Here is a 24,955-nt window from a genome sequence, read left to right as displayed (position 1 = left end):
ACCCGTTCGCGTTCGTCCGCTCACCGATCGCCATATACGCCGTGTCCTGACGGAACGACACCGTCTGATACAACGACGCCGCACCCGGCTCAGGGCGCGGATCACGTGGCGTCGGCGTCAGGTCCCGGACCCGCTCGACGACTTGGCGCAGGTGCTCCGGGGTCGTACCGCAGCAGCCGCCGACCAGGGACAGGCCGTAGTCACGGACGAACGTCTCCTGCGCGTCGGCGAGCTCGGGAGCCGTCAGCGGATAGTGGGCGCCGTCCTTGCCGAGGACCGGGAGGCCCGCGTTCGGCATGCAGGACAGGGGGATGCGGGAGTGGCGGGCGAGATAGCGCAGGTGCTCGCTCATCTCGGCCGGGCCGGTGGCGCAGTTGAGGCCGATCATGTCGATGCCCAGCGGCTCCAGCGCGGTCAGCGCCGCACCGATCTCCGAGCCCAGCAGCATCGTGCCGGTCGTCTCGACGGTCACCGAGACGATCACCGGCAGGTCGACGCCGAGGGTGTCCAGGGCCCGGCGGGCGCCGATGACCGACGCCTTGGTCTGCAGCAGGTCCTGCGTGGTCTCGACGAGGAGGGCGTCGGCGCCGCCCGCGATCATGCCTTCGGCGTTCTGCTGGTAGGCGTCGCGCAGGAGGGTGTAGGGGGCGTGGCCCAGCGTGGGGAGCTTGGTGCCGGGGCCCATGGAGCCGAGGACCCAGCGCTGCCGCCCGGTCGAGGCGGTGAACGCGTCGGCGGTCTCGCGGGCGATGCGGGCACCGGCCTCGGAGAGTTCGTGCACGCGGCCGGCGATGTCGTACTCGGCGAGGGCGGCGTGGTTCGCCCCGAAGGTGTTGGTCTCGACGCAGTCCACACCGACCTCGAAATAGGCCTCGTGGACGGAACGGACGATGTCCGGACGCGTCAGGTTCAGGATCTCGTTGCAGCCCTCAAGATTCTCGAAGTCCTCCAACGTCGGGTCCTGAGCCTGCAGCATGGTCCCCATCGCTCCGTCGGCCACCACCACACGAGTGGCGAGCGCGTCCCGGAGCGCGGACACACGGGTCCCGCTGTCGGCGGAAGGGGTCAGCGGCACAGAGGCCATGAAAAAGCTCCCTCGGATGCGACGGCTGTCGGCTTAGCTGCCGGGGCGGCCGGCAGACTCGGTGCCACGGTACTCGTCGCCCCCGACGGTGTCGCCAAGGAGATCCCCTCGGTGTCCCGGGGACGATCCGGTCGGTGGAGCGGCCCGATCCGGTCGATGCGGCCGGGCCGACCCGCGGTCGATCCGGGGCCGATCGTGGGGGGTCAGCGCCGGCTGATGCTTCTGACGCTGATGAGCGTGAGGATTCCGAGGCCGACGAGGGTGCCGGCGGCGCCGATCAACTCTGCGGTGGTGTGCATGGACCCTCCAGCGGGCGGCAACAGCCTGGGAAACGGTCGGGGTTTAGTCATATAGACACGACGACCGCACGGCCTGCGGAATCCGCAGCCGCCCCGCCCCCGATTTCACTCGGAGGGCAGACAGGGGCGTGCCGGGGAGCGGACAGACGCGTGCCCGGGACAGGCCCGCGCGCGGAAGTGGGGTGGCGGGTGGGCGAGCCCACGTTCGAACGCCTACGATCCTCTGTTGTGTCCAAACTGACCGACGTGCCCAAACGGATCCTGATCGGGCGCGCACTGCGCAGTGATCGGCTCGGGGAAACGCTCCTGCCGAAGCGCATCGCACTCCCTGTCTTCGCCTCCGACCCGCTCTCCTCCGTGGCGTACGCGCCGGGCGAGGTGCTGCTGGTCCTCTCCATCGCGGGCGTGTCGGCGTACCACTTCAGCCCCTGGATCGCGCTCGCGGTCGTCGTGCTGATGTTCACGGTGGTCGCCTCCTACCGACAGAACGTGCACGCCTACCCGAGCGGAGGCGGCGACTACGAGGTGGCCAACACCAACCTCGGGCCCAAGGCGGGCCTCACGGTGGCCAGCGCCCTGCTCGTCGACTACGTGCTGACCGTCGCCGTGTCGATCTCCTCCGGCATCGAGAACCTCGGCTCCGCGGTGCCCTTCGTGGTCGAGCACAAGGTGCTCTGCGCGGTCGCCGTGATCGTGCTGCTGACACTGATGAACCTGCGCGGGATGAAGGAGTCGGGCTCGCTGTTCGCGATTCCGACCTATGTCTTCGTCACGGGCGTCTTCGTCATGATCGCGTGGGGGGCGTTCCGCGGGCTGGTCCTCGACGACACCATGCGGGCACCGACGGCGGACTACCAGATCAAGCCCGAGCACCAGGGCCTGGCCGGGTTCGCGCTGGTCTTCCTGCTGCTGCGGGCGTTCTCGTCCGGCTGTGCCGCTCTGACCGGTGTCGAGGCGATCTCCAACGGAGTGCCGGCCTTTCGAAAGCCCAAGTCGAAGAACGCGGCGACCACGCTCGCGATGATGGGCCTGCTCGCCGTCACCATGTTCTGCGGGATCATCGCGCTGGCCACGGTGACCAAGGTCAGGATGGCCGAGAACCCGGCCGTCGACCTGATCCACAACGGTGTCGCGATCGGCTCCGACTACGTCCAGAACCCGGTGATCTCGCAGGTCGCCGAGGCCGTCTTCGGCAAGGGCAGCTTCCTGTTCATCGTGCTGGCCGCGGCCACCGCGCTGGTGCTGTTCCTGGCCGCGAACACCGCGTACAACGGCTTCCCGCTGCTCGGCTCGATCCTCGCCCAGGACCGCTATCTGCCCCGTCAGCTGCACACCCGCGGCGACCGGCTCGCCTTCTCGAACGGCATCGTGCTGCTCGCCGGCGCGGCCGTCCTGCTGGTGTGGATCTACGGTGCCGACTCGACGCGGCTGATCCAGCTGTACATCGTCGGCGTGTTCGTGTCGTTCACGCTCAGCCAGACCGGCATGGTCCGCCACTGGAACCGCCACCTGGCCAAGGAGAAGAACCAGGCCAAGCGCCGCCACATGGTCCGCTCCCGCGCGATCAACGCCTTCGGCGCCTTCTTCACCGGCCTGGTGCTCGTCGTCGTCCTGGCCACGAAGTTCACCCACGGCGCCTGGGTCGCGCTGCTGGGCATGTGCATCTTCTACGCGACGATGACGGCGATCCGTAAGCACTACGACCGCGTCGCCGAGGAGATCGCGGCCCCCGACATCTCCGAGCCGCCGGCCGACGACCTGGTACGGCCCTCCCGTGTGCACTCGGTCGTCCTGATCTCCAAGATCCACCGGCCGACGCTGCGGGCCCTCGCCTACGCCAAGCTGCTGCGCTCGGACACCCTGGAGGCGCTCAGCGTCAACGTGGACCCGGCCGAGACCAAGGCGCTGCGCGACGAGTGGGAGCGGCGCGGGATCGACGTACCGCTGAAGGTTCTCGACTCGCCCTACCGCGAGGTCACGCGGCCGGTCATCGAGTATGTGAAGAGCCTGCGCAAGGAGTCGCCGCGCGACGCGGTGTCCGTGATCATCCCCGAGTACGTGGTCGGCCACTGGTACGAGCATCTGCTGCACAACCAGAGTGCGCTCCGCCTCAAGGGCCGGCTGCTGTTCACGCCCGGTGTGATGGTGACCTCGGTGCCCTACCAGCTCCAGTCCTCCGAGGCGGCGAAGAAGCGGGCCCGCAGGCGACAGGAGTGGAACGCGCCGGGTGCGGTGCGGCGCGGGCCCGCCGAGGAGCGGGCGAAGGAGTCGTCGACACCGACGTAGACTGGTGGGCTGTTGTCCGGCCGTCCCACCCCCACTCGCATCTGGAGTCACCCCGCCATGCAGGCAGAACCGAACACATCGCAGGCGGGGCCGCTCGTGAAGTCGCTCGTGGGGGAGGAGTACGAGGTCGAGGTCGGCCCCGTCGCCCACGGCGGGCACTGCATCGCCCGGACCGACGAGGGCCAGGTGCTGTTCGTCCGGCACACGCTGCCCGGCGAGCGGGTCGTGGCGCGGGTGACCGACGGCGAGGAGGGGGCCCGGTTCCTGCGCGCGGACGCGGTCCGGGTGCTGGACGCCTCCAAGGACCGCATCGAGGCGCCCTGTCCCTACTCAGGACCCGGCCGCTGCGGCGGCTGCGACTGGCAGCACGCCAAGCCGGGCGCGCAGCGCCGCCTCAAGGGCGAGGTCGTCGCCGAGCAGCTCCAGCGGCTCGCCGGGCTCACGCCCGAGGAGGCCGGCTGGGACGGCACGGTGCTGCCCGCCGAGGGCGACAAGCTTCCCGCGGGGCAGGTCCCGCAGTGGCGGACCCGCGTGCAGTACGCCGTGGACGCCGACGGCAACGCCGGACTGCGCCGGCACCGCTCGCACGACGTCGAGCCGATCGACCACTGCATGATCGCGGCCCCGGGCGTCAGCGAACTGGGCATCGAGAAGCACGACTGGTCCGGCATGGAGTCCGTCGACGTGATCGCCGCGACCGGTTCCCAGGACCGCATGGTCATCCTGGAGCCCAAGCCCGGCGCCCGCCTGCCCCTCGTCGAACTCGACCGGCCCGTCTCCGTCATGCGCGTCGAGGAGCACGACGGCGGCATCCACCGCGTCCACGGCCGCGCCTTCGTCCGCGAGCGCGCGGACGGCCGTACCCACCGCGTCGGCAGCGGCGGCTTCTGGCAGGTCCACCCGAAGGCCGCGGACACCCTCGTGACGGCCGTCATGCAGGGTCTGCTGCCCCGCAAGGGCGAGATGGCGCTGGACCTGTACTGCGGCGTCGGCCTGTTCGCGGGCGCGCTGGCCGACCGGCTCGGCGACCAGGGCGCCGTCCTCGGCATCGAGTCCGGCAAGCGCGCGGTCGAGGACGCCCGGCACAACCTCGCCGCCTTCGACCGCGTCCGCATCGAACAGGGCAAGGTCGAGGCGGTGCTCCCGCGCACCGGCATCACCGAGGTCGACCTGATCGTCCTGGACCCGCCCCGGTCGGGCGCCGGCCGCAAGACCGTCCAGCACATGGCCTCACTGGACGCCCGCCGCATCGCCTACGTGGCCTGCGACCCGGCGGCGCTGGCCCGGGACCTGGGGTACTTCCGGGACGGCGGGTACCGGGTGCGGACGTTGCGGGTGTTCGATCTGTTCCCGATGACACATCACATGGAGTGCGTGGCGATTCTGGAGCCCGTGGCGAAGGGTTCCTGACCCGGAGTACCTCGCGATCAGCCGACGTCCGGCTCTTCGAACTCCTCAAGAAGCAGGGCCACAAGGGCATCGGCCCAATCCACGGCCCAGGTGCGCGGTGCGCTGATGGTGGAGTCATCGAGGCCGTAGGGGGGCGAACGCCTCGTCGTCGGTCCACTCGGCTCTTGTGAGGCTGGCCTGCAGGTCTTCCCGTTCACAGCGGCCACGGGCGTGCCGACGGCCGAACTCTTCGAGGTCGGCCGTACTCCAGCGGCGGGATGCCGCTGAGACGTCGATCAGGTCGCGGGGCGCTCCGCGGTCGGCGAGGGCGCGGACCTTGGTCCCAAGGGCGCGCAGGGGACACACGAGGCAATAGCGTTGTCGGCGCTCCGACGCGCCGCCATTTCGGCTGGTTCGGCCGGAGACGCACTGGCCGGGACGGAGGCCTTCCCGCTACTCACGGAGGCTTGGGCCGGGGAGCGGGGGTCCGATGCTGCTCGTCATGGCCTTGCTGGTGATCGGCGGCACCGCCCTGGTGTCGCGTTGTGGAGGTCCGGCAGTCTTCCACCGGCCGTGTCGGCGCAGGCGCAGGGGACGGCTCGCGCGCTGCCGGGACCACACCATCACCTTGATCACGGTCACTGACCTGGCGGGCCTCGCGCTGTACGGGCCGGCCTTCGGCATGTGGGCGCTCTTCGGCCCGGCCGCCTGACGCGGCGCAGGCGGAGTCAAGGAGGCCGGGCGGCCGGCCGGCGCCGGGCTGACCACCACACCGATGGTGTCCGTCACAGTGGAGCAAGCTCAGCCCTCGCCTGTGCGTCAGGGGGCGACACCGTTTTTCTGAAACAGTGCACTCCGAGTGAATTAATACCTGTGCCCGCGAGATGAGGGTTTCACGGTTCGTGGCGGTGAGAATTCCGCCGCTATGAGCGGAGTGGAATTAGGTGATGTGCGTGGACCGCTCCAGCGTGCTACTGTCGTTCTCGGTTGCGGTTGTGGTTCCCAAACTTCAAGTGCCCTCACTCGGCTTCTGTCGGTGGGAGCGCTTTTCTATTTCCGGTCATTTCCGGGCGGGGTAATCATCGCGGCGACACGGTGTCCGCGCAGTGCGGATTCCGATGTACTGCCCCAAAGGAGATATGACATGGCTGCTGGTACCGTCAAGTGGTTCAACGCGGAAAAGGGCTTCGGCTTCATCGAGCAGGACGGTGGCGGCGCTGACGTGTTCGCCCACTACTCGAACATCGCCGCTCAGGGCTTCCGTGAGCTGCTCGAAGGCCAGAAGGTGACCTTCGACATCGCGCAGGGCCAGAAGGGCCCGACGGCCGAGAACATCGTTCCGGCCTGACGCACACTTCGTAGCTGGGGCCCGCATCCTTCGGGGTGCGGGCCCCAGCTGCACGCATTTCCCGCAGCGGGTTCACCCGCCGGGCGACTCGGAGGAATCCGCAGTCGACGTTCTGGGGCACGTCCCCATCGCGTCCCCCATTTCGGCATCTGTGCCCGCGTGAATTTCCGTCGGCCAGATGTGATCTCTTTTGTCTTCGGTCCATACCTGTAATTCTCTGTGCTGCTCATCGCTGCGGGAATTCCTTGATATGCGCCGTATCGAGGAAGGCTCCACATGAACCGCACACGTACGAACGACCGCTTCGGCCGCACCCGTAACGGCAGTGCTGACGCCGGAAAGGGCGGCAGCCGCTTCGGCTCGTCGGCACCGCGCCGTTCCGGCGGGCCGGCCCGCTCCGGTGGTTACGGCCGCCGACCCGCCGCAGTGCAGGGTGAGTTCGCGCTTCCCAAGACGATCACCCCCGCGCTGCCCGCCGTCGAGGACTTCGCCGACCTCACCATGCCCGATCAACTGCTGGCCGAACTCGGTAAGCAGGGTGTGACCAGTCCGTTCCCGATCCAGGGCGCGACGCTGCCGAACTCCCTGGCGGGCCGTGACGTCCTGGGCCGCGGACGCACCGGCTCCGGCAAGACCCTCGCCTTCGGCCTCGCCCTGCTGGCCCGCACCGCCGGACAGCGTGCCGAGGCCCGCCAGCCGCTGGGCCTGATCCTCGTACCGACGCGTGAGCTGGCGCAGCAGGTGACCGACGCGCTCACTCCGTACGCCCGCTCCGTCAAGCTGCGACTGGTCACGGTGGTGGGCGGGATGTCGATCGGCAAGCAGGCCAGCGCGCTGCGAGGCGGGGCCGAGGTCGTTGTCGCGACCCCGGGCCGGCTCAAGGACCTCATCGACCGTGGCGACTGCCGGCTGAACCAGGTGGGCATCACGGTGCTGGACGAGGCCGACCAGATGGCCGACATGGGTTTCATGCCGCAGGTCACCGCACTGCTCGACCAGGTGCGTCCAGAGGGACAGCGGATGCTGTTCTCCGCGACCCTGGACCGTAACGTCGACCTGTTGGTGCGCCGTTATCTGACCGACCCCGTCGTGCATTCGGTCGACCCGTCGGCTGGTGCGGTCACGACGATGGAGCACCACGTCCTCCACGTCCACGGCGCCGACAAGCACGCCGCCACGACCGAGATCGCCGCCCGCGACGGCCGCGTGATCATGTTCCTGGACACCAAGCACGCCGTCGACCGGCTGACCCAGGACCTGCTCAACAGCGGAGTACGGGCCGCCGCGCTGCATGGCGGCAAGTCACAGCCGCAGCGCACCCGCACGCTGGCGCAGTTCAAGACGGGGCACGTCAGTGTGCTGGTGGCGACCAATGTCGCGGCCCGCGGCATCCACGTCGACAACCTCGACCTCGTCGTCAACGTCGACCCGCCGACCGACCACAAGGACTACCTCCACCGCGGCGGCCGGACCGCCCGCGCCGGCGAGTCCGGCAGCGTCGTCACCCTCGTCACACCGAACCAGCGCCGCGACATGGTCCGCCTCATGTCGAACGCCGGCATCCAGCCGCAGACCACCCAGGTCCGCTCGGGCGACGAGGCCCTGAGCCGGATCACCGGCGCCCAGGCCCCGTCCGGCATCCCGGTCGTCATCACCGCACCGGTGGTCGAACGCTCCAAGCGCGGTGCCACCTCCCGAGGCCGACGCCGCCCCTCGTCGGTTGCCCGGCGCGCGCCCGTACGCCGGCCCGCCCTCGATGCGGCGGCCTAGAACCCTCGTACTCAGGAAGCTGACCATCTCTGCAGGAGGCACCTTTGACGCTGGTTCAGACGCAGCCCCGCCCGGCGGGCGCCAACCCCGAGCACAGGACGGTGGTCGAGGTCATGGACGCGGCCGGACCGCAGGTCTGTGACGACATGAGCGTCGAGGTGGCGCTGGCCGTCATGGCCGCCGCCCGCACGGCCCGACTGGTCGTCTGCGACCAGGACGGCGAGTGCACAGGCCTGGTCACCCGGACCGACCTCAACGCCTTCCGCGACAGCTCTGCCTACACGGACCGCGTCCGCCTGCGCGACATCCTCGGCGGTCACGGGCCGTTCACCTCACCCGTGACCACCGCCTCCGAAGCCGAGCACGTGATGCGCTCCCGTCGGCTCGGTGCCCTGCCGGTCGTCGACGGGCAAGGCAGTGCCCTGGGCGTCCTCGCCCTCTCCCGCTGAGCAGCCTCACTCTGGTCGGAACGTTCTCCTCCTCTCCTTGTGAGGCCACATGCGCTGCGTCATCGCCCGCTTCCCCTTCGAGCTCACCAAGATCGGCGTGCTGGAGTCGATGAAGGGCATCAAGCCCGAACCGGTCACGGGCGAGTCGGTGATCATCGGCCGCCGCCACTACCCCATGAAGCAGGTCGGCCAGGTCGTCACCCGCCAGGACCGACGTGACTTCAGCGCCGCCGAAGTCCTCCGGGCCATGACTCGGCTCGGCTTCACCTGCCGTGACCTCCCCACGGCCGCGCCCGTACGCATCCTCGGCTCGCTCCAGGGAGCTGCCGCGATGCTCGGCGCCCCTGTATCCGTCTGACCGAGGAAACAGCGGCGCGAGCCGACACCTGAACAGCGGTAGGGGCCCGACCGGCGCGCGCCGGTCGGGCCCCTACCGCGTGCGGCGGGTTCCCGTCCTACTGGTTGCTCAGCGGTCGGAATAGCTGAAGTCGCCCACGGTCCAGGCACTGACGTCCTCGATCGCGGCACGGTACATCCCACCCGTCTCCGGGATGCCCACCGCGCCCTGCAGGATCCGGGCGACATGGAAGTGCAGATACGTAGGCGGCCCGTCCTTCTTCAGAGGGGTATCGAAGACGGCGGAGAACTCTCCCAAGCGATCCGAATCCGTCAGTACCTCCGACACCCTCTGCCTCCACACTGCTTCGGGAGCCAGCCGACCGGTGATGACAGCACCACCGGTGACCACGGTGAGGGACATCTGGTTGCTCTGCCCGGATTCCACCAGGGCAGCGAGGTCAACGAGCAGCTCGTCAGGCTTCGACATGAAGCAGATTGTATTCACCGGCCGTCCAGCTGCTCCAGCGGCGGTGCTACCGGGGAAGACGGGCGCTCACGGTCTTGCCGCCGCAGGCCCGGCGAGTGACCGTGGGCCGGAGGAGCCGATCCTCGTCGAGGCGCTGACGCGGCAGCAGGAACGCCGGTCCGGATGTCGCGGCAACAGCGCCGGTCTGTAGCGCTTCCAGGAGCTGCTCCGTCATCGGTCCGGGATCCTCAAGGCCGGTGCGGTCCCCCGTGCCACGCCCGTCACCGGCCGACCTGCCGGGTATCCGAAGTGCCACACCCGGAGGCGGGAATGCCCAGGGGCGGCCGGTACCCGACCGTAAGGGCTGTGCGGCTGTGGGTCACTCCGGGTACCTGACCAGTGAAGTGAGTGAGTGGTACCTCGGTGAAGGCGTCGGCTGCGGGCGCGCGCACCGGGAGGTTCGGCAGTGGGGTTCCAAGCCGGAGCAGACGCAGGACGGGCGACGGGGCCGGCCGCGGCGTGAGATGAGCGTGCCCGCCGGTCTCGACGGCCATCGCCCGCAGAGTCCCGGTGTTTGGTGTGATCGTTCCTCTGGTGACGTGGCGTGCGGACAGGTACCGTCTGTGTCAGCTGTCGTGGTTCGGAGTTCCCCTTTGCCCATGCTTTTGGCGTGGGCTTTTTTGCTGTGCTGTGCCGCAGGGACCAGGGCGATCACCTCTGCCTTCCACATGGAGTGGGAGGCCTTCATCGGTTGGAAGGCATGACTATGGCTACGGGAACTGTGAAGTGGTTCAACGCGGAGAAGGGCTTCGGCTTCATCGCCCAGGACGGCGGCGGCCCGGACGTCTTCGCGCACTACTCCGCGATCAACTCCTCGGGCTTCCGTGAGCTTCAGGAGGGCCAGGCCGTGACGTTCGACGTCGTCCAGGGCCAGAAGGGCCCGCAGGCCGAGAACATCACCACGGCCTGATCTCACCAGCCTTTCCCGAGGGCGCACACGCTCAGGGCCGTGCAGCAGTGGCTGCGCGGCCCTGAGCTGTTCGAGTTCTGGGGCGGGCGCGACCGCCCATGCCCAGTGCGGCTGTCGTGCAACTCGGAGGAGCCGACGTTCACACGCTGGTCCAGGCGTCGAGGAAGGCCTTCCGTCCGGCCGGATCGTCCGACCTGCGGTCTGCGTGCAGGACGCGCCAGGCGGTGAGCTCGAGATCTCGAATCCACAGTTCGCCGATGACCTGTGTCTTGAGGTCGGGAAAACGGTCGGACTCGGCGAGGGCTCGACCGGTCACCTCCCGGGCGGCGACGCGTTGGGGCGGACCTCAGGAAGCATCGGCGATCCTTGTGCGTAGGCGAGCGGAGATGCCAGTTCGGGAGCGCCCTGATCGTTCCCATGGCCAGCCGATCCACTCGGCTTCGGCAGGCCCCGATCGGCGGCCGGATCACCGGGGTCCCGAGTTCACCCGCCGACGGAACAGCCCATGGCCGGCGACTGGGCCCGGGCACCCGGACCGACCTCCCGTCATGCCGTCCGGGTGAGGTCTCCTAGCATGACCGCATGGTTGCCAGCGAAGCCCAGGAGTCCGAGGGAGGACGAGAAGCCGCGTCCCGCGACGCCGCTGAAGTCGAGAGCAGTCAGGTCACCTCAGCGCCTGGAGAGCGCCGTGAAGACGGGCTGCCCGGCGGATCACAAGGTGACGACGCGGGGGAGAAGGCTCACCCGGTTGCCGCTCTGATGGAGCGGGCGGCCGACCTGGCCGAACCGATCAAGCCGAAGTTGCGTGGCTGGCTCCATGCCGGAATGGTCCCCGCCGCACTGATCGCAGGCGTCGTACTCATCTACCAGGCCCGTACTCCGCAGGCGGTCCTGGCCTGCGCCGTGTACTCGGTCACCGCCTGGCTGCTGTTCGCCACGAGCGCGGTCTACCACCTCGGCACCTGGGGGCCGCTCGGTGAGGCTCTTCTACGTCGTCTCGACCACGCCAACATCTTCCTGATCATCGCCGGCACCTGCACCCCCCTGGCCGTACTCCTCCTCACGCCGGACCAGCGGTCCGTGCTGCTGTGGATCGTGTGGGCGGGCGCGTTGGCCGGCATCGCGTTCCGGGTCCTGTGGGTCGGAGCTCCGCGCTGGCTGTACACCCCGTGTTACCTGGCCCTGGGATGGGCACCGGTGCGTTATCTGCCCGACTTCCTGCACACCGGCGGAGCGGCCGTGCTCACTCTGATCGTTGTCGGCGGTCTCCTCTACAGCGCGGGCGCGGTGGTCTACGCCCTCCAGCGGCCCGACCCCGCACCCCGCTGGTTCGGTTTCCACGAGGTGTTCCACGCGCTGACCGTGGCGGCCTTCACCGCGCACTACGTCGCCATTTCCCTGGCCACCTACTGACCGCGACAACGTTCCGCCTCGCCCCGGACCTGTTTCACTCGTTGGTCATCGGCGTAGTGGTCCTGGTCGCCGGCCTCGGCCTGCTCGGCCCGCGCCTGCGCCGCCCGGCCAGGGGTTGGCCGTGGTGGGTTGCCGGAACACCCTCGAGTCATCGCCCGGGGGGCCGTGATGCTGCGGAGGCGTCGGCGAGGTCGGCGCCGGTGGCGGCGTCACGCCGGGAGTGGTTGACGCCGTGCCAGTCCAGGCACATGACGGTCGCGTCGTCCTGCAGATGGCCGTGGTTGGCGTCGACGATCGTCGCGATGAGTGCGCGGGCGGCCTCGCGGGGATGCAGCGCGCGGGTGCGCACGATCAGATCGGACAGGTCCAGGCTGTTGGCATTGCGTTCCAGCATCCCGTCGGTCAGCATCACCAGCCGGTCGCCCGGTTGCAGGTCAAGCGACTGGACCCGGTAGGTGTGTGGGGCATGGAAGCCGAACGGCATGTCGATCTCCGGGGTGATCTCCCGCACCTGTCCGTCGCGCATGCGCAGTGGCCAGGGGTGCCCGGCGTTGACGAACTCGGTCGTGCCGTCGATCAGGCTGATGCGCAGGAGCTGGCCGGTGACGTAGCTCTGGCGGCCGTGCTCGCGCATGGCCCGGTCGGCCTGGCGGGCCTGTTCGGCGAGGTCGGCACCGGCTCGCCGGGCCCGGCGCAGGGCGCCCACCAGGAGGGTGGCCAGCAGTGCGGCGTCGACATCGTGCCCCATGGCATCGGTGACGGAGAGCTGGACCGTGTCCCGGTCGATCACGTAGTCGAAGGTGTCACCCCCGACGTGGTCGGCCGGCTCCAGCGCCCCGGCGACCGCGAACTGCGCGGCCTCGCACGCCAGCGAAGCCGGCAGCAGACGGTGCTGGATCTCCGCGGCCAGGCTCAGCGGAATGGTCCGCCGACCCCACTGGTAGACGTCGGTGTAGGACCGGTTCGCGATGACGATGTACGCCAGGGCGTGCGCGGTCTCGCTGATCTCCCGCATCGCCTCCGCGTCCGGCGCCGCGGGCAGGAACAGTTCGAGGAGCCCGATGGCGTCCCCGCGGTTGGTCACCGGGGCGACGATCCGTACCAGCGCCCCCTCGCCCCTGTCCTCCATGCCCGGCCGCTGGGTACGGATCACGTCGTCGTACAGGGTGCCCCGCAGCGGGATACGCCGGGCGGGCTCATCGGTGTCGACACTGCCCGCCCTCCCCAGCCGCACGACCGAGCTACCGGTGAAGTCGACGATGAGGAACGACACCGACGCGGCCCCCAGACGCTCCCTGAGCATGGCCGCGACCACGTCCAGCGACTCCACGGGCGCCGAGGTCTCCGCCGCCTCCAACGTCCCGGCCAAGGTCATCGCCCGGCCCCGGCCACCCCCGTTCTCGGGAGTGCGAACAGTCGGTTCACTGGCCCCGTCAGGCCGACGCACGGTCACGGTGACTCCTCGCTCGCTGGTGCTCAGGGCTCCGTCCCAGGTGTGAGCGGCCGGCGCCAAGCCCGGTGCCGGGCATGTCATTGCATCACAGAGCCCCTGAACGGATGAGCTTGTCGGCCGACCGTTCGTCGAACGGCTTCGGTCACCGGCGCCGTGTGGTGCGCCCGGGCCTCGCCGTCGCCCCGCCATCAGGGTTGATCCCGCCGCCTGGCCGGCCCATCCGCCGTACGAGCGGGACCGCGACGTTCGCGAGCGGCCGACGCGTGTACCGCTGGGTGTACCGACCCGGTGGGGTCTGCCGCTTACGCCCGTTCGACGCCCAGGGGGCTTTCCGCGTGCGCTGGATACCTCGTTGAACGCGGTCTGAACCGGGCACCCCTGTCCCCCTTCCCTCTTCTCAGGCGTCGGTCAGGTCCAGGAGGACCTTGGAGGCGACGGTTCGGTCGTGGGCTGTGTCGAAGGCGGCCCCGGCCTCGGTGAGGGGGAACGTGTGGGTCACGATCGCGTCGACGGGGAGGTCCTGGGCCAGGAGGCCGAGGGCCTCGTCGAACTCGGTGTCGAAGCGGAAGGCGCCGCGGAGATCCAGTTCGCGGGTGACGGCGATGTTGCCCAGCAGGGGGACCTCGCCGGGGGGCAGCAGGCCGAGGAGGACGACGGTGCCGCCACGGTGCACGTGTTCGACGCAACTGCGCAGGCCCGCGGGTGCTCCGGACGCCTCTACGGCGATGTCGAAGGGTGCCGGCCATACGTCGTTGCCGGGGGCGTCCGCCCGGAGGGTCGAGGTGGCTCCGGAGGCGGCGGCGATACGCAGGGGTGTGTCGAGGAGGTCGCTCACGACGATCTCGGCGGCGCCCTTGTGGCGGAGTACGGCGGTGACCAGGCAGCCGATCGGGCCCGCCCCGGTGACCAGGACGCGCCTGCCCCGCACGTCACCGGCCCGGTGCACGGCGTGCAGCGCCACCGACAGGGGTTCGGCCAGGACGGCACGGCGGAGGGCGAGCTCCGGCGGCAGCGGGCGGAGTTGTGCGGTGGGCACGGTGACGAGTTGGGCGAAGCCGCCCTGGACGTGGGGCGTGCGGGCGGCGCTGCCGAGGTAGCGGGTGTCGGCGCAGAGGTTGCGGCGGCCGGCCGCGCAGTGCGGGCAGTGGTCGCACGGGGTGGCGGGGTGGACGGCCACCGGGGTGCCGACGGCCGGTCCCTCGCCGTCGGGGCCCAGGGTGGCGACATGGCCGACGACCTCGTGCCCGAGCACCATCGGCTCCCGGACGGTGAAGTCGCCGACCCGGCCGTGGCGGTAGTAGTGCAGGTCCGATCCGCAGATTCCGCCGAGGGCGACGGCGACCGTCACCTGCCCGGCTTCGGGCCGGACGGGGGAGCGCTGTTCGACCCGGAGGTCTCCGGCCGAGTGGACGACACAGGCTTGCATGGGGGCCTTCCGTTCCTTCTCCGAGGGCGTTGCGTGGTGGCCGGGTCCGTCACAGGACGGAGAGCATGCCGCCGTCGACGTAGAGCACCTGTCCGTTGACGAAGTCGGCCGCGGGGGAGGACAGGAAGATCAGGGCGCCCACCAGGTCGTCGACGTCGCCCCAGCGGCCGGCCGGGGTGCGCTTGCGGACCCAGGCGCTGAACTCCTCGTCGGCGACCAGGGCCGAGGTGAGTTCGGTGTCGAAGTAGCCGGGGCCGATGCCGTTGACCTGGATGCCGAGCGGGCCCAGGTCGGCGCACATGCCCTTGGTGAGCATCTTCAGGCCGCCCTTGGTGGCGGAGTAGGCGGCGATACCGGGCCGGACCGCCTCGCTCTGCAGCGAGCAGATGTTGACGATCTTGCCGCGGCCCCGGGGCGCCATGCGCCGGGCGACTTCGCGCCCCACGAGGAAGGCGCTGGTGAGGTTGGTGTCGAGCAGGCGGTGCCAGTCGTCGTCGGTGAACTCCAGGAACGGGCGGCGGTGTTGGACGCCCGTGTTGTTCACCAGGATGCCGATCGGCCCGTTCTCCTCCTCGGCCCGGGCGATGCCGGCGGTGACGGCCGCCGAGTCCGTGACGTCGAAGGCGGCCGTCCGTACCCGGTCCCCGAAGGAGGCCGAGAGTTCGGTGGCGGTCGCTCGCAGGGCCGTGGCGTTCCGGCCGTTGAGGACGACCGTGCAGCCGGCCTCCAGCAGGCCCTTGGCGAGTGCCTTGCCGATGCCCCGGCTGGAGCCGGTGACCAGGGCGGTCTCTCCGGTGATGTCGAACAGTGGGTGGCTCATGCGCGTACCCCCGGGGTGCTGATCGGAGTACCGGCCTCGGTGTCGACCGGCGTGCTGATCAGGATGCCCGGTACGGCCGGGCCGCCGGGGAGGGGGGTGCGGGCGGGCCGGACGGTCGTCGACCTTCGCGGTCTCGCGCCGCCGCTCGCGGCGAAGGGGCTGGTGATCGAGGAGCAGGGCCCGGAGGCGGTCGGCCGGCGGCCGGGAGAGCGGGACCGCGCCCGCTCTCCCGACCGGTCGTCGTGCGGATCAGGAGGTCGGGGCGGTCAGGACGCCGACAGTTCCTCGCGGACCGTCCGGGCCGCGAGGACCAGGTTCTCCAGGGATGCGCGGGTCTCGGGCCAGGCGCGGGTCTTCAGGCCGCAGTCGGGGTTGACCCAGAGGCGCTCCGGGGGGATGGCCTCAAGTCCCTTGCGCAGCAGGGCGGATGCCTCGTCCGTGCTCGGTACGCGCGGGGAGTGGATGTCGTACACGCCGGGGCCGGCCTCGCGCGGGTAGCCGTGGGCGGCGAGTTCGCGGGCGACCTGCATGTGGGAGCGGGCGGCCTCCAGGCTGATGACGTCGGCGTCGAGGTCGTCGATGGCCTGGACGACGTCGCCGAACTCGGCGTAGCACATGTGGGTGTGGATCTGGGTGTCCGGGCGTACACCGCCGGTGCTGAGGCGGAAGGCCTCGGTGGCCCACGCCAGGTACGCCGGATGGTCGGCGGCCCGTAGCGGCAGGGTCTCGCGCAGGGCGGGTTCGTCGACCTGGATGACCGAGGTCCCGGCCGCCTCCAGGTCGCCGACCTCGTCGCGCAGGGCGAGGGCGACCTGGCGGGCGGTGTCGCCGAGGGGCTGGTCGTCGCGGACGAAGGACCAGGCGAGCATGGTGACCGGCCCGGTGAGCATGCCCTTGACGGGCTTGGCGGTGAGCGACTGGGCGTACGTCGTCCAGCGCACCGTCATCGGTTCGGGGCGGGAGATGTCGCCGGCCAGGATCGGCGGGCGGACGTAACGGGTGCCGTAGGACTGGACCCAGCCGTGCTGCGTGGCGAGGTAGCCGGTGAGCTGTTCGGCGAAGTACTGGACCATGTCGTTGCGTTCGGGCTCGCCGTGCACGAGGACGTCGAGGCCGGTCTTCTCCTGGAAGGAGATCACCTCGCCGATCTCGGCCCTGATGCGCTCCTCGTAGCCGGCCGTGTCGATCCGGCCCGCCCTCAGGTCCGCGCGGGCGGTACGCAGTTCGGTGGTCTGGGGGAAGGAGCCGATGGTGGTGGTCGGGAGCAGGGGCAGGCCGAGGCGGTCGCGCTGGGCGGTGGCCCGCTCGGCGTACGGCCGGGAGCGGCGGGCGTCGGTGTCCGTGACGGCGGCGGCGCGGGCCCGGACGGCGGGGTCGCGGGTGAGGGGGGAGGCCGCGCGGGAGGCCAGGTCGGCCCGGTTGGCGGCGAGTTCGCCGGTGATGGTGTCGGTGCCGTCGGCGAGGCCCTTGGCGAGGGTGACGATCTCGGCGGTCTTCTGCCGGGCGAAGGCGAGCCAGCGCAGGATCTGCGGCTCGACGTCCCGCTCGGCCGCGGTGTCGATCGGGACGTGGAGCAGTGAGCAGGAGGCGGCCACGTCGACCCGGTCGGCGAGCCCGAGTAGCGTGCCGAGCGTGGCGAGGGACGCCGAGAGGTCGTTGACCCAGATGTTGCGCCCGTTGACCACACCGGCGACCAGGCGCTTTCCGGGCAGTCCGCCCACGGCGGCGAGCGCGTCGAGGTTGGCCGCGGCGGCCTCGGTGAAGTCGAGGGCGAGCCCCTCGACCGGGGCCTTGGCCAGTACCGGCAGGGCGTCGCCGAGCCGGTCGAAGTAGGAGGCGACCAGCAGCTTCGGTCGGTCGGTGCGGGTGCCGAGGTCGCGGTAGGCGCGGGTGGCCGCGTTCAGCTCGGCCGGTGTGCGGTCCTGGACGAGGGCCGGTTCGTCCAGCTGCACCCACTCGGCGCCCGCCGCGCGCAGGTCGGCGACGACCTCGGCGTAGACGGGCAGCAGCCGGTCGAGGAGCGTCAGCGGGTCGAAGTCGGCGGCCACACCGGGCGCGGGCTTGGCGAGCAGGAGGTAGGTGACCGGGCCGACAAGGACCGGGCGGGCGGTGAGACCGAGGGCGAGGGCTTCACGGAGCTCGGCGACCTGCTTGCCGGAGTCCGCCGCGAACACGGTGTCCGGGCCCAACTCCGGTACCAGATAGTGGTAGTTGGTGTCGAACCACTTGGTCATCTCCAGCGGCGCCACGTCCTGGGTGCCGCGGGCCATCGCGAAGTAGCCGTCCAGGGCGTCCGCTTCGACGGCGGCGCGGTGGCGGGCGGGGATCGCGCCGACCATGACACTGGTGTCCAGGACATGGTCGTAGTACGAGAAGTCGCCGGTGGGAACCTCGTGGATGCCGGCCTCGGCCAGCTGCGACCAGTTCGTCCGGCGCAGGCCGGCCGCGGTGGACCGGAGGGTGCCGGCGTCGACGCGGCCCTTCCAGTAGCCCTCGATCGCCTTCTTCAGTTCCCGGTGCTGTCCCTGGCGGGGGTAGCCGTACACGGTGGCCCGTGCTGCCGCGGCTGCGGGCTTCGCTGTCACGGAAATCTCCTTCGCGAGATATCTCCCTGGAATCCCGGGACGGGACGCGGGCGCGAAGGGGTGACGAACCGGACGGACCTCGTTCCGCGCGGTACAGCGCGCGATCGTCCGCCCGATAGGTACGCCGACCCGCCCACGAGGCCACCGGGATGTCCGCGCACGAGGGATCGCGCGCGGGCAACGGGCAGGTCTTCGGACTCGCGGGCACGCCCTCCGTACGGAGGACACCTACTGGCCGTCGCTTCCCAGGCCCTGTTCACCGGACCCAGTGCGTATGACGGCGGTCGTTCCCGCTCACCGCTGCGGGGCAGTCCCGGATTCCCACCGGGTTCCCTCTTACGACGCATCCCGTCTGGCGGACGGGGCGAACCAGCTGCGTCGGCCAGCCTAGGGGGCGCCGCCTCGGCACGGAGAACTCCGCTCACATGGCGGACCGTGAGATGGGACACGCGGCGGGTGCCCGCGCCGGCCGGGCCCCTCAGTCCTGGTCGTACACGTGGAATCCCCGGCCGCTCTTGCGCCCCAACAGCCCTGCCTGGAACATCCGTTGGAGCAACGGGGGCGGGGCGTGGAGCGGCTCCTTGAACTCCTCGTACAAGGATTCCGCGATCGCGCCGAGGGTGTCCAGGACGGCCCGCGCACTCACCCGCCACCGCGGCGGCTGGGGCGAACCCGGCAAGACCTTCGCCATCGGCCTGGGCTGCGAGATCCGCCACGCGCACCGGCTCGTCTACTCCGACGGCCTCGACCTCGACAACGCCTCCGCCGCCACCCCCATCGGCATGGGCTGCCGCGTCTGCGAACGCCTCGAATGCCCCCAGCGCGCGGCCCCGCCCCTCGGCCGGCCGCTCCGGATCGACCAGCACAGCAGCACGTTCGTCCCGTATCCGGTGGCGGACCGCTGAACCGGGCCCGCCGCGCAGGCCTGCGAGCGGCCGGAAAAAGGTGCTGCCCGGGCCGGCCCACAGAGGCCGGCCCGGGCAGCACCCGTGATCAGGATCAGACGAGGTCGAACCGGTCCAGGTCCGCGACCTTGGCCCAGGCGGCGACGAAGTCGTTCACGAACTTCGCCTTCGCGTCGTCACTCGCGTAGACCTCGGCGAGGGCGCGCAGCTCGGAGTTGGAGCCGAAGACGAGGTCGGCACGGGTGCCGGTCCACTTGACGTCGCCGGTGGCGGCGTCACGGCCCTCGAAGACCGTCTGGTCCTGCGAGGTCGAGCTCCACGTCGTCCCCAGGTCGAGCAGGTTGACGAAGAAGTCGTTCGTCAGGACCCCGGGGGTGTCGGTGAAGACGCCGTGCGAGGACTGCCCGTGGTTGGCGCCCAGGACACGCAGACCGCCGACGAGGACGGTCAGCTCGGGGGCGCTCAGGGTGAGCAGGTTCGCCTTGTCGAGCAGCAGGTACTCGGCCGGCAGGCGGTTGCCCTTGCCGAGGTAGTTGCGGAACCCGTCGGCGGTCGGCTCCAGCGCGGCGAACGACTCGACGTCCGTCTGCTCCTGCGAGGCGTCCACCCGGCCCGGCGTGAACGGGACCTCGACCACGTGACCGGCGTCCTTGGCGGCCTTCTCCACGGCGGCGGCACCACCGAGGACGATCAGGTCGGCCAGGGAGACCTTCTTCGCGCCGGAGTTGAACTCCTGCTGGACGCCCTCCAGGACGCGCAGCACCTGGGCCAGCTCGTCCGGGTTGTTGACCTCCCAGCCGCGCTGCGGCTCCAGGCGGACGCGGGCACCGTTGGCGCCGCCGCGCTTGTCGCTGCCGCGGTGGGTGGAGGCCGACGCCCACGCGGTGGACACCAGCTGCGAGACGGTCAGCCCCGAGTCGAGGAGCTTGGCCTTGAGGGCCGCGATGTCACCGGCGTCGATGACCTCGCCCTCGGCCTCCGGCAGCGGGTCCTGCCACAGCAGGGTCTCCGCCGGGACCTCGGCGCCGAGGTACAGGGACTTCGGGCCCAGGTCACGGTGGGTCAGCTTGTACCAGGCGCGGGCGAAGGCGTCCGCGAACTCGGCCGGGTTCTCGTGGAAGCGGCGCGAGATCTCACCGTAGATCGGGTCGAAGCGCAGCGACAGGTCGGTGGTGAGCATCGTCGGGAGCTTCTTCTTCGACGCGTCGTGCGCGTCGGGGATGATCGCCTCGGAGTCCTTGGCCATCCACTGGTTGGCGCCGGCCGGGCTCTGGGTGAGCTCCCACTCGTAGCCGAAGAGGATGTCGAAGAAGTCGTTGCTCCACTGGGTGGGCTTGGTGGTCCAGGTGACCTCCAGACCACTGGTGATGGCGTCGCCGGCCTTGCCGGTGCCGTAGGTGGACCTCCAGCCCAGGCCCTGCTGCTCGATGGAGGCGGCCTCGGGGTCGTCGCCGACGTTGTCCGCCGGACCGGCGCCGTGGGTCTTGCCGAAGGTGTGACCACCGGCGATGAGGGCGACGGTCTCCTCGTCGTTCATCGCCATGCGGCGGAACGTCTCGCGGATGTCGCGGGCCGCGGCCAGCGGGTCCGGGTTGCCGTTGGGGCCCTCGGGGTTGACGTAGATGAGGCCCATCTGGACCGCGCCGAGCGGGTTCTCCAGCTCACGGTCGCCCGTGTAGCGCTGGTCGTCGAGCCAGGTGGTCTCCGGGCCCCAGTACACGTCCTCGTCGGCCTCCCAGACGTCCGCGCGGCCGCCGGCGAAGCCGAAGGTCTCGAAGCCCATCGTCTCCAGCGCGACATTGCCCGTGAGGATCATGAGGTCGGCCCAGGAGATGGACTGGCCGTACTTCTTCTTGACCGGCCACAGCAGACGGCGGGCCTTGTCGAGGTTGCCGTTGTCCGGCCAGCTGTTCAGGGGCGCGAAGCGCTGCTGCCCGCGGCCACCGCCACCGCGGCCGTCGCTGATGCGGTAGGTGCCGGCGCTGTGCCAGGCCATGCGGATCATCAGCGGGCCGTAGTTGCCGAAGTCGGCGGGCCACCAGTCCTGCGAGGTGGTCAGCACCTCGGCGATGTCCTGTTTCACAGCCGCCAGGTCCAGGGCCTCGAACGCCGCGGCGTAGTCGAAGTCCGCACCGAGCGGGTTCGCCACGACGGGGTCCTTGGCGAGGATCTTCAGGTTGAGCCGCTCCGGCCACCACTGGCGGTTTCCGCCGCCCTGGGTCGGGTGCGCGGCGCGGCCGTGCGCGACCGGGCAGCCTCCCGTCTCCTCCGGCTTCGGGTCCGTGACGATCGCGTCATGGTTCTCGGTCATGGGGGAATCCTTCCGAACGGGGTGGATCACAAGCTCGGGAACGGGCTGTGGGGCTGGTTAACGAACTACTTCACGAACTACTTCACGAACTGGGGGAGGAAGCGGTGGAACAGGCGGGGCACAGGCCCCAGTAGATGACCTCGGCCTCGTCGACGGCGAAGCCGTGGTCCTGGGACGCGGTCAGGCAGGGGGCGTGGCCGACCGCGCAGTCGACGTCGGCGACGACACCGCACGACCGGCATACGAGGTGGTGGTGGTTGTCCCCGACCCGTCCCTCGAACCGGGCCGGGCTCCCCGGCGGTTCGATACGGCGTACGAGCCTCGCGGCGGTGAGCGCGTGGAGGGCCTCGTACACCGCTTGCAGCGATATGTGGCCCACCCGGTCGCGCACTCCGGAGGCGATGGCCTCGACACCGAGGTGGTCACCGCCCCGGACGGTCTCCAGCAGCGCGACCCGGGCAGCCGTCACCCGCAGGCCGGCACCGCGAAGCTCCTCGGCAGTGGTCGGGAGCTGGGGTGCAGTCATGGCCCCCAACCTACCCCCACAAAGACGAATGGTTCAAGAAAAGGAACGGTACAGGTTAGGTGTCGCGCAGGTTGAGGGCCCGACGGCTCGCGTTCTTCTGTCGGCAAGCTTTCTCCCGCACTATCGGCATGTCCTTGACACGGCCGAAGCCGCAACCGAAGTCACGGCCGAAGTCACGGCCGAAGCCGGAACCGAAGCCGCATCCGACGACACACTCGACGGTAAGGAAGCGCCTGTGAGAACGCCCCGCACCGCGCGAAGAGCCGCACTTCTCGCCTCGGGCACCGTCCTGACGACCCTCCTCGCGACGGCCCCCGCGAGCCCCGCCGACCTGCCGGTGGTGACCGCCGCCCGCGAGACCGCCGCCCTCTACGACGACGAGGCCGGCGGCGACGCCGACGCCGACGACCCGGCGATCTGGCGCAACCCCGCCGACTCCGGTCGCAGCCTCGTCGTGGCCACCGCCAAGGAGGGCGGTCTGCGGGTCTACGACCTGGACGCCCGCCCGGTGCAGTCGGTGACCGCCCCGCGCCCGCCCGCCACGGACGACGCCCCGGGCCGCTTCAACAACGTCGACCTCGCCCTGGGCCTGCGTACCTCGGCGGGCCGGGCGGACGTGGCGGTGGTGAGCGACCGGGGCGCGGACCGGCTGCGGTTCTACCGCATCGACCCGGCCCGGCCGGGCGGCCCGCTGACCGACATCACCGACCCGGCCGCCGCCCCCGTCTTCTCCGCCGACCAGGCCGAGATCAACGACCAGCGCACCGCGTACGGCCTGGCCACCTGGAAGGACCGGGCCACCGGCCGCACCTACGCGCTGGTGAGCCGGCGCGAACGCACCCGCCTCGCGCTGCTCGAACTCGTCCCGGCCACGCACGGCACGGTCGGCTACCGCAAGGTCCGCACCCTCGACCTCCCCGCCTCCTTCCGCCTGCCGAACGGCACGACGTGGAGCCCGTGCCTGGAGCCCGGCGAACTCCCGCAGGTCGAGGGCATGGCCGTCGACCCGGCCACCGGCACGCTCTACGCCGGTCAGGAGGACGTCGGCATCTGGCGGCTGCGCGCCGACCTCACCGGCAGACCGGCGCTGGTGGACAGGGTGAAGGAGTACGGCGTCCCCGGGACCTATGACGAGGCGACCGAGGAGTGCGCGCTGGGCGCCGACCCCGGCTACGGCGGCCGACGCCTGTCGGCCGACGTCGAGGGGCTCACGATCCTCCACGAGCCTGACGGCGACGGCCACCTGCTGGCCTCCGGCCAGGGCGACGACAGCTTCGCCGTGTACGACCGTGAGGTGGGCGAGGGCAACGCGTACGAGGGCGGTTTCCGGATCGGCGCCGCGACGGACACCCTCGACGGCGTCGAGGAGTGCGACGGCGCCGCCGTGCTGAACGCCCCGCTGGGCCACCGCTACCCGCGCGGACTGCTCGTCGTCCAGGACGGCCGGGAGACTCCCGCGGTGCCGGACGGCGAGGGCGGCACGCGCACGGCGACCGGCTTCAAGTTCGTGGACCTCGGAGCGGTGGTGGACGCCACCGGGATCTGAGGGGTGGGGGTGTGCCGCCGGCACACCCCCACCGCCTGTCCGTTCCTCCCCCTCCGCGCCGGTGGCCTCGGACCGGTCATGCCCGGGCAAAGATCGGTGCCCGAATTCCCTCGCCCGGGCGGGACGCCCCGGGGCGCGTGGCAGGATCGGGCCGCATGAGGGCCTCCCCTGCGGTACGCGGGCTGCGCGCGGCGGTGTTCGCGGCGCTGTGCGTGCTGCTGGCCGCCGGGGGACACGCGCTGGCGACCGGGATGGCGCCGCCGCCGTGGATCCAACTCGCGGCGTTCGTACCGCTGTTCGTGGGCGGGTTCCTGCTGGGCGGGCGTGAGCGGTCGCTCGTCGCCATCGGTACCGGGACGCTCGTGGCGCAGGCCGGGCTGCATGTCGCCTTCGGGGCGGCACGGCCGGACACCGCGGCGGCCGGACGGCGCGGCCTGCACGCCGTCGCCGCCCTGCACGGCATGCACGGCATGCACGGCATGAGGATGGCCGCTCCTTCGCTGTCCCCCGCGCATGCCCTCGCCCCGCACGCCACCGTGGCCCACGTCTCGGCCGCCGTCCTGCTGACCTGGTGGCTGCGGCGCGGCGAGGCCGCGCTGTGGTCGTTGCTGCGGCGGGCGGTCGCCCTGGTGCCGGGGCTCGCCGCGTGGTGGCGGACGGTGTGGGGCGGAGGGGGCGTACCGGTCACCGCCGGGGGCGTACGACGGATGGGGGACGGGCCGCGGGTGCCGCTCGGCCTCCTGCCGCGGCACCCGGTGCGGCGGCGCGGCCCGCCGCCGGGGATCCCGTACGCGATCCGACCCTGAACGCCCTTACCCAGTACGGAGATCCACCCACCCATGTCTGCACCCACCGCCCTGCGCCGCGCCGTCCTCGCCGCCGTCCTCGCCGCCGCCGGTGTCCTGGCCGCCGCGGGCGTCGCCTCCGCGCACGTCACCGTCCACCCCGACAACTACGCCAAGGGCGCCACCGACGGCGTCCTGTCGTTCCGGGTCCCCGACGAGGACGACGCGGCGAGCACCACCGAGGTGCGGCTCTTCCTGCCCACCGACCACCCCGTCCTCGGCGTCCTCGTCTCCCCGCACGACGGCTGGAGCGCCAAGGTGACCGACACCAGGCTGAAGACCCCGGTCAAGACGGACGACGGCACCATCACCGACGCCGTCTCCGAGATCACCTGGACCGGCGGCAGGATCGGCCCCGGCCACTACGAGGACTTCGACGTCGCGTTCGGTCAACTGCCCGACAACACTGCACAGTTGGCGTTCAAGACCCTGCAGACCTACTCGAACGGCAAGGTCGTCCGCTGGATCGAGGAGAGCGGACAGGGCGCGGACGAACCGGAGAACCCGGCGCCGGTCCTCAAGCTGACGGCGGCCGCCAAGGCCGACACGGCTCGCGCGACCGGCGTGACCGCCGCGCCGGTCGCCGCCAGGGCCTCGGCGAGTGACTCCACCGCGCGCGGGCTCGGTGTCGCCGGGCTGGTCGTGGGTGTACTGGGCCTGGCGGCAGGGGTGTTCGCCGTCGTGCGCGGCCGTGCCACCGGGACGCGTTCCGCCTAGCGGCTCTG

Annotated in this window: 22 protein-coding genes, 3 pseudogenes and 1 riboswitch; of the genes and pseudogenes, 13 read left to right on the top strand and 12 right to left on the bottom strand. The window is 70.9% G+C overall.

Annotated features, from left to right (window positions below):
* On the bottom strand, positions 1-1,084 hold a 1,084-nt coding region (locus ACZ5VD_RS18075; protein ID WP_468682677.1), incomplete at its 3' end, for a homocysteine S-methyltransferase family protein.
* A 527-nt stretch (positions 1,085-1,611) separates the two neighbouring features.
* On the opposite strand from ACZ5VD_RS18075, the gene ACZ5VD_RS18070 reads away from it, so the two are divergent.
* Together ACZ5VD_RS18070 and ACZ5VD_RS18065 are read left to right on the top strand one after the other, a co-directional pair.
* Positions 1,612-3,669, top strand: coding sequence for an APC family permease (locus ACZ5VD_RS18070; protein WP_468548306.1), 2,058 nt, complete (start codon positions 1,612-1,614; stop codon positions 3,667-3,669).
* A 57-nt stretch (positions 3,670-3,726) separates the two neighbouring features.
* On the top strand, positions 3,727-5,079 hold the full coding sequence (locus ACZ5VD_RS18065) for a class I SAM-dependent RNA methyltransferase (RefSeq protein WP_468682676.1): 1,353 nt from the start codon (positions 3,727-3,729) through the stop codon (positions 5,077-5,079).
* A 17-nt stretch (positions 5,080-5,096) separates the two neighbouring features.
* Here ACZ5VD_RS18065 and ACZ5VD_RS18060 read toward each other — a convergent pair.
* A pseudogene (locus tag ACZ5VD_RS18060) lies at positions 5,097-5,406 on the bottom strand (hypothetical protein); the annotation flags it as partial.
* A gap of 154 nt (positions 5,407-5,560) precedes the next feature.
* On the opposite strand from ACZ5VD_RS18060, the gene ACZ5VD_RS18055 reads away from it, so the two are divergent.
* The 5 genes from ACZ5VD_RS18055 (at position 5,561) to ACZ5VD_RS18035 (ending at position 8,983) form a co-directional block, all read left to right on the top strand.
* The gene (locus ACZ5VD_RS18055) at positions 5,561-5,770 is read left to right on the top strand and encodes a hypothetical protein (protein WP_468548304.1); all 210 of its coding nucleotides are present in this window, start codon (positions 5,561-5,563) and stop codon (positions 5,768-5,770) included.
* Between the two features lie 432 nt (positions 5,771-6,202).
* On the top strand, positions 6,203-6,406 hold the full coding sequence (locus ACZ5VD_RS18050; protein WP_023586116.1) for a cold-shock protein: 204 nt from the start codon (positions 6,203-6,205) through the stop codon (positions 6,404-6,406).
* Positions 6,407-6,682: 276 nt separating this feature from the next.
* The gene (locus ACZ5VD_RS18045; protein ID WP_468548303.1) at positions 6,683-8,176 is read left to right on the top strand and encodes a DEAD/DEAH box helicase; all 1,494 of its coding nucleotides are present in this window, start codon (positions 6,683-6,685) and stop codon (positions 8,174-8,176) included.
* Positions 8,177-8,220: 44 nt separating this feature from the next.
* Positions 8,221-8,625 carry a CBS domain-containing protein gene (locus ACZ5VD_RS18040; RefSeq protein WP_468548302.1) on the top strand — a complete coding sequence of 135 codons (405 nt, stop codon included), beginning with the start codon at positions 8,221-8,223 and terminating at the stop codon, positions 8,623-8,625.
* A gap of 49 nt (positions 8,626-8,674) precedes the next feature.
* Positions 8,675-8,983 (top strand): SCO5918 family protein, encoded by a 309-nt coding sequence (locus ACZ5VD_RS18035; RefSeq protein ID WP_468548301.1) that lies wholly within the window; start codon positions 8,675-8,677, stop codon positions 8,981-8,983.
* 108 nt (positions 8,984-9,091) lie between these two features.
* On the opposite strand, the gene ACZ5VD_RS18030 is transcribed toward ACZ5VD_RS18035, so the two are convergent.
* Both ACZ5VD_RS18030 and ACZ5VD_RS18025 read right to left on the bottom strand, forming a co-directional pair.
* Positions 9,092-9,451, bottom strand: a complete 360-nt coding sequence (locus tag ACZ5VD_RS18030) for a hypothetical protein (RefSeq protein WP_468548300.1) — start codon at positions 9,449-9,451, stop codon at positions 9,092-9,094.
* 46 nt (positions 9,452-9,497) lie between these two features.
* Complete coding sequence (locus ACZ5VD_RS18025; protein ID WP_468682675.1) at positions 9,498-9,665, bottom strand: hypothetical protein; 168 nt, start codon at positions 9,663-9,665, stop codon at positions 9,498-9,500.
* Positions 9,666-10,196: 531 nt separating this feature from the next.
* Here ACZ5VD_RS18025 and ACZ5VD_RS18020 point away from each other — a divergent pair.
* The gene (locus tag ACZ5VD_RS18020) at positions 10,197-10,400 is read left to right on the top strand and encodes a cold-shock protein (RefSeq protein ID WP_164320436.1); all 204 of its coding nucleotides are present in this window, start codon (positions 10,197-10,199) and stop codon (positions 10,398-10,400) included.
* 139 nt (positions 10,401-10,539) lie between these two features.
* Here the strand turns inward: ACZ5VD_RS18020 and ACZ5VD_RS18015 are convergent, their stop codons facing one another.
* Positions 10,540-10,716 carry a hypothetical protein gene (locus tag ACZ5VD_RS18015; protein ID WP_468548298.1) on the bottom strand — a complete coding sequence of 59 codons (177 nt, stop codon included), beginning with the start codon at positions 10,714-10,716 and terminating at the stop codon, positions 10,540-10,542.
* Positions 10,717-10,982: 266 nt separating this feature from the next.
* Here ACZ5VD_RS18015 and trhA point away from each other — a divergent pair, with 266 nt between their 5' ends.
* On the top strand, positions 10,983-11,813 hold the full coding sequence (gene trhA, locus ACZ5VD_RS18010) for a PAQR family membrane homeostasis protein TrhA (RefSeq protein ID WP_468548297.1): 831 nt from the start codon (positions 10,983-10,985) through the stop codon (positions 11,811-11,813).
* Positions 11,814-11,961: 148 nt separating this feature from the next.
* Here trhA and ACZ5VD_RS18005 read toward each other — a convergent pair whose 3' ends face one another.
* From ACZ5VD_RS18005 to ACZ5VD_RS17985, 5 genes and pseudogenes are all read right to left on the bottom strand, one after another.
* On the bottom strand, positions 11,962-13,188 hold the full coding sequence (locus tag ACZ5VD_RS18005) for a PP2C family protein-serine/threonine phosphatase (protein WP_468548296.1): 1,227 nt from the start codon (positions 13,186-13,188) through the stop codon (positions 11,962-11,964).
* A gap of 475 nt (positions 13,189-13,663) precedes the next feature.
* Positions 13,664-14,692 carry an L-idonate 5-dehydrogenase gene (locus ACZ5VD_RS18000; protein WP_468682674.1) on the bottom strand — a complete coding sequence of 343 codons (1,029 nt, stop codon included), beginning with the start codon at positions 14,690-14,692 and terminating at the stop codon, positions 13,664-13,666.
* Positions 14,693-14,741: 49 nt separating this feature from the next.
* A complete protein-coding gene (locus ACZ5VD_RS17995; protein WP_468548294.1) occupies positions 14,742-15,512 on the bottom strand; it encodes an SDR family oxidoreductase in 771 nt (256 codons plus the stop codon).
* Between the two features lie 266 nt (positions 15,513-15,778).
* Positions 15,779-18,097: a 5-methyltetrahydropteroyltriglutamate--homocysteine S-methyltransferase gene (metE, locus tag ACZ5VD_RS17990; protein WP_468682673.1), complete on the bottom strand. Its 2,319-nt coding sequence runs from the start codon at positions 18,095-18,097 to the stop codon at positions 15,779-15,781.
* Positions 18,098-18,275: 178 nt separating this feature from the next.
* Positions 18,276-18,473, bottom strand: a riboswitch (cobalamin riboswitch).
* Positions 18,474-18,575: 102 nt separating this feature from the next.
* A pseudogene (locus ACZ5VD_RS17985) lies at positions 18,576-18,725 on the bottom strand (3-hydroxyacyl-CoA dehydrogenase family protein); the annotation flags it as partial.
* On the opposite strand from ACZ5VD_RS17985, the pseudogene ACZ5VD_RS17980 reads away from it, so the two are divergent.
* A pseudogene (locus ACZ5VD_RS17980) lies at positions 18,721-19,002 on the top strand (short-chain fatty acyl-CoA regulator family protein); the annotation flags it as partial. The pseudogenes ACZ5VD_RS17985 and ACZ5VD_RS17980 sit on opposite strands and share 5 nt — an antisense overlap.
* A 94-nt stretch (positions 19,003-19,096) precedes the next feature.
* On the opposite strand, the gene katG reads toward ACZ5VD_RS17980, so the two are convergent.
* Together katG and ACZ5VD_RS17970 are read right to left on the bottom strand one after the other, a co-directional pair.
* Positions 19,097-21,313: a catalase/peroxidase HPI gene (gene katG, locus ACZ5VD_RS17975; RefSeq protein WP_468682672.1), complete on the bottom strand. Its 2,217-nt coding sequence runs from the start codon at positions 21,311-21,313 to the stop codon at positions 19,097-19,099.
* Between the two features lie 82 nt (positions 21,314-21,395).
* The gene (locus ACZ5VD_RS17970; protein ID WP_468682671.1) at positions 21,396-21,839 is read right to left on the bottom strand and encodes a Fur family transcriptional regulator; all 444 of its coding nucleotides are present in this window, start codon (positions 21,837-21,839) and stop codon (positions 21,396-21,398) included.
* Positions 21,840-22,074: 235 nt separating this feature from the next.
* On the opposite strand from ACZ5VD_RS17970, the gene ACZ5VD_RS17965 reads away from it, so the two are divergent.
* From ACZ5VD_RS17965 to ACZ5VD_RS17955, 3 genes are all read left to right on the top strand, one after another.
* Positions 22,075-23,385 carry a phytase gene (locus ACZ5VD_RS17965; RefSeq protein ID WP_468682670.1) on the top strand — a complete coding sequence of 437 codons (1,311 nt, stop codon included), beginning with the start codon at positions 22,075-22,077 and terminating at the stop codon, positions 23,383-23,385.
* 155 nt (positions 23,386-23,540) lie between these two features.
* Positions 23,541-24,191, top strand: a complete 651-nt coding sequence (locus tag ACZ5VD_RS17960; RefSeq protein WP_468682669.1) for a hypothetical protein — start codon at positions 23,541-23,543, stop codon at positions 24,189-24,191.
* A 33-nt stretch (positions 24,192-24,224) separates the two neighbouring features.
* Positions 24,225-24,947, top strand: coding sequence for a YcnI family protein (locus ACZ5VD_RS17955; RefSeq protein ID WP_468682668.1), 723 nt, complete (start codon positions 24,225-24,227; stop codon positions 24,945-24,947).
* Positions 24,948-24,955: the final 8 nt, after the last annotated feature.

This window comes from Streptomyces sp. NPDC032822 (genome assembly GCF_055578825.1).
The sequence above is the reverse complement of the archived record's forward strand: the minus strand, read 5'-3'. Positions and strand labels throughout refer to the sequence as shown.

Bases quoted from the DNA above. Each gene is read 5' to 3' on its own strand.
- ACZ5VD_RS18030 (WP_468548300.1), bottom strand. From the start codon at position 9,451: ATGTCGAAGCCTGACGAGCTGCTCGTTGACCTCGCTGCCCTGGTGGAA.
- ACZ5VD_RS17995 (WP_468548294.1), bottom strand. From the start codon at position 15,512: ATGAGCCACCCACTGTTCGACATCACCGGAGAGACCGCCCTGGTCACC.
- trhA (WP_468548297.1), top strand. From the start codon at position 10,983: ATGGTTGCCAGCGAAGCCCAGGAGTCCGAGGGAGGACGAGAAGCCGCG.
- ACZ5VD_RS18025 (WP_468682675.1), bottom strand. From the start codon at position 9,665: ATGACGGAGCAGCTCCTGGAAGCGCTACAGACCGGCGCTGTTGCCGCG.
- katG (WP_468682672.1), bottom strand. From the start codon at position 21,313: ATGACCGAGAACCATGACGCGATCGTCACGGACCCGAAGCCGGAGGAG.
- ACZ5VD_RS17970 (WP_468682671.1), bottom strand. From the start codon at position 21,839: ATGACTGCACCCCAGCTCCCGACCACTGCCGAGGAGCTTCGCGGTGCC.
- ACZ5VD_RS18045 (WP_468548303.1), top strand. From the start codon at position 6,683: ATGAACCGCACACGTACGAACGACCGCTTCGGCCGCACCCGTAACGGC.
- ACZ5VD_RS18000 (WP_468682674.1), bottom strand. From the start codon at position 14,692: ATGCAAGCCTGTGTCGTCCACTCGGCCGGAGACCTCCGGGTCGAACAG.
- ACZ5VD_RS18005 (WP_468548296.1), bottom strand. From the start codon at position 13,188: ATGACCTTGGCCGGGACGTTGGAGGCGGCGGAGACCTCGGCGCCCGTG.
- ACZ5VD_RS18055 (WP_468548304.1), top strand. From the start codon at position 5,561: ATGGCCTTGCTGGTGATCGGCGGCACCGCCCTGGTGTCGCGTTGTGGA.
- ACZ5VD_RS18020 (WP_164320436.1), top strand. From the start codon at position 10,197: ATGGCTACGGGAACTGTGAAGTGGTTCAACGCGGAGAAGGGCTTCGGC.
- ACZ5VD_RS18050 (WP_023586116.1), top strand. From the start codon at position 6,203: ATGGCTGCTGGTACCGTCAAGTGGTTCAACGCGGAAAAGGGCTTCGGC.
- ACZ5VD_RS17960 (WP_468682669.1), top strand. From the start codon at position 23,541: ATGAGGGCCTCCCCTGCGGTACGCGGGCTGCGCGCGGCGGTGTTCGCG.
- ACZ5VD_RS18035 (WP_468548301.1), top strand. From the start codon at position 8,675: ATGCGCTGCGTCATCGCCCGCTTCCCCTTCGAGCTCACCAAGATCGGC.
- ACZ5VD_RS17955 (WP_468682668.1), top strand. From the start codon at position 24,225: ATGTCTGCACCCACCGCCCTGCGCCGCGCCGTCCTCGCCGCCGTCCTC.
- ACZ5VD_RS18065 (WP_468682676.1), top strand. From the start codon at position 3,727: ATGCAGGCAGAACCGAACACATCGCAGGCGGGGCCGCTCGTGAAGTCG.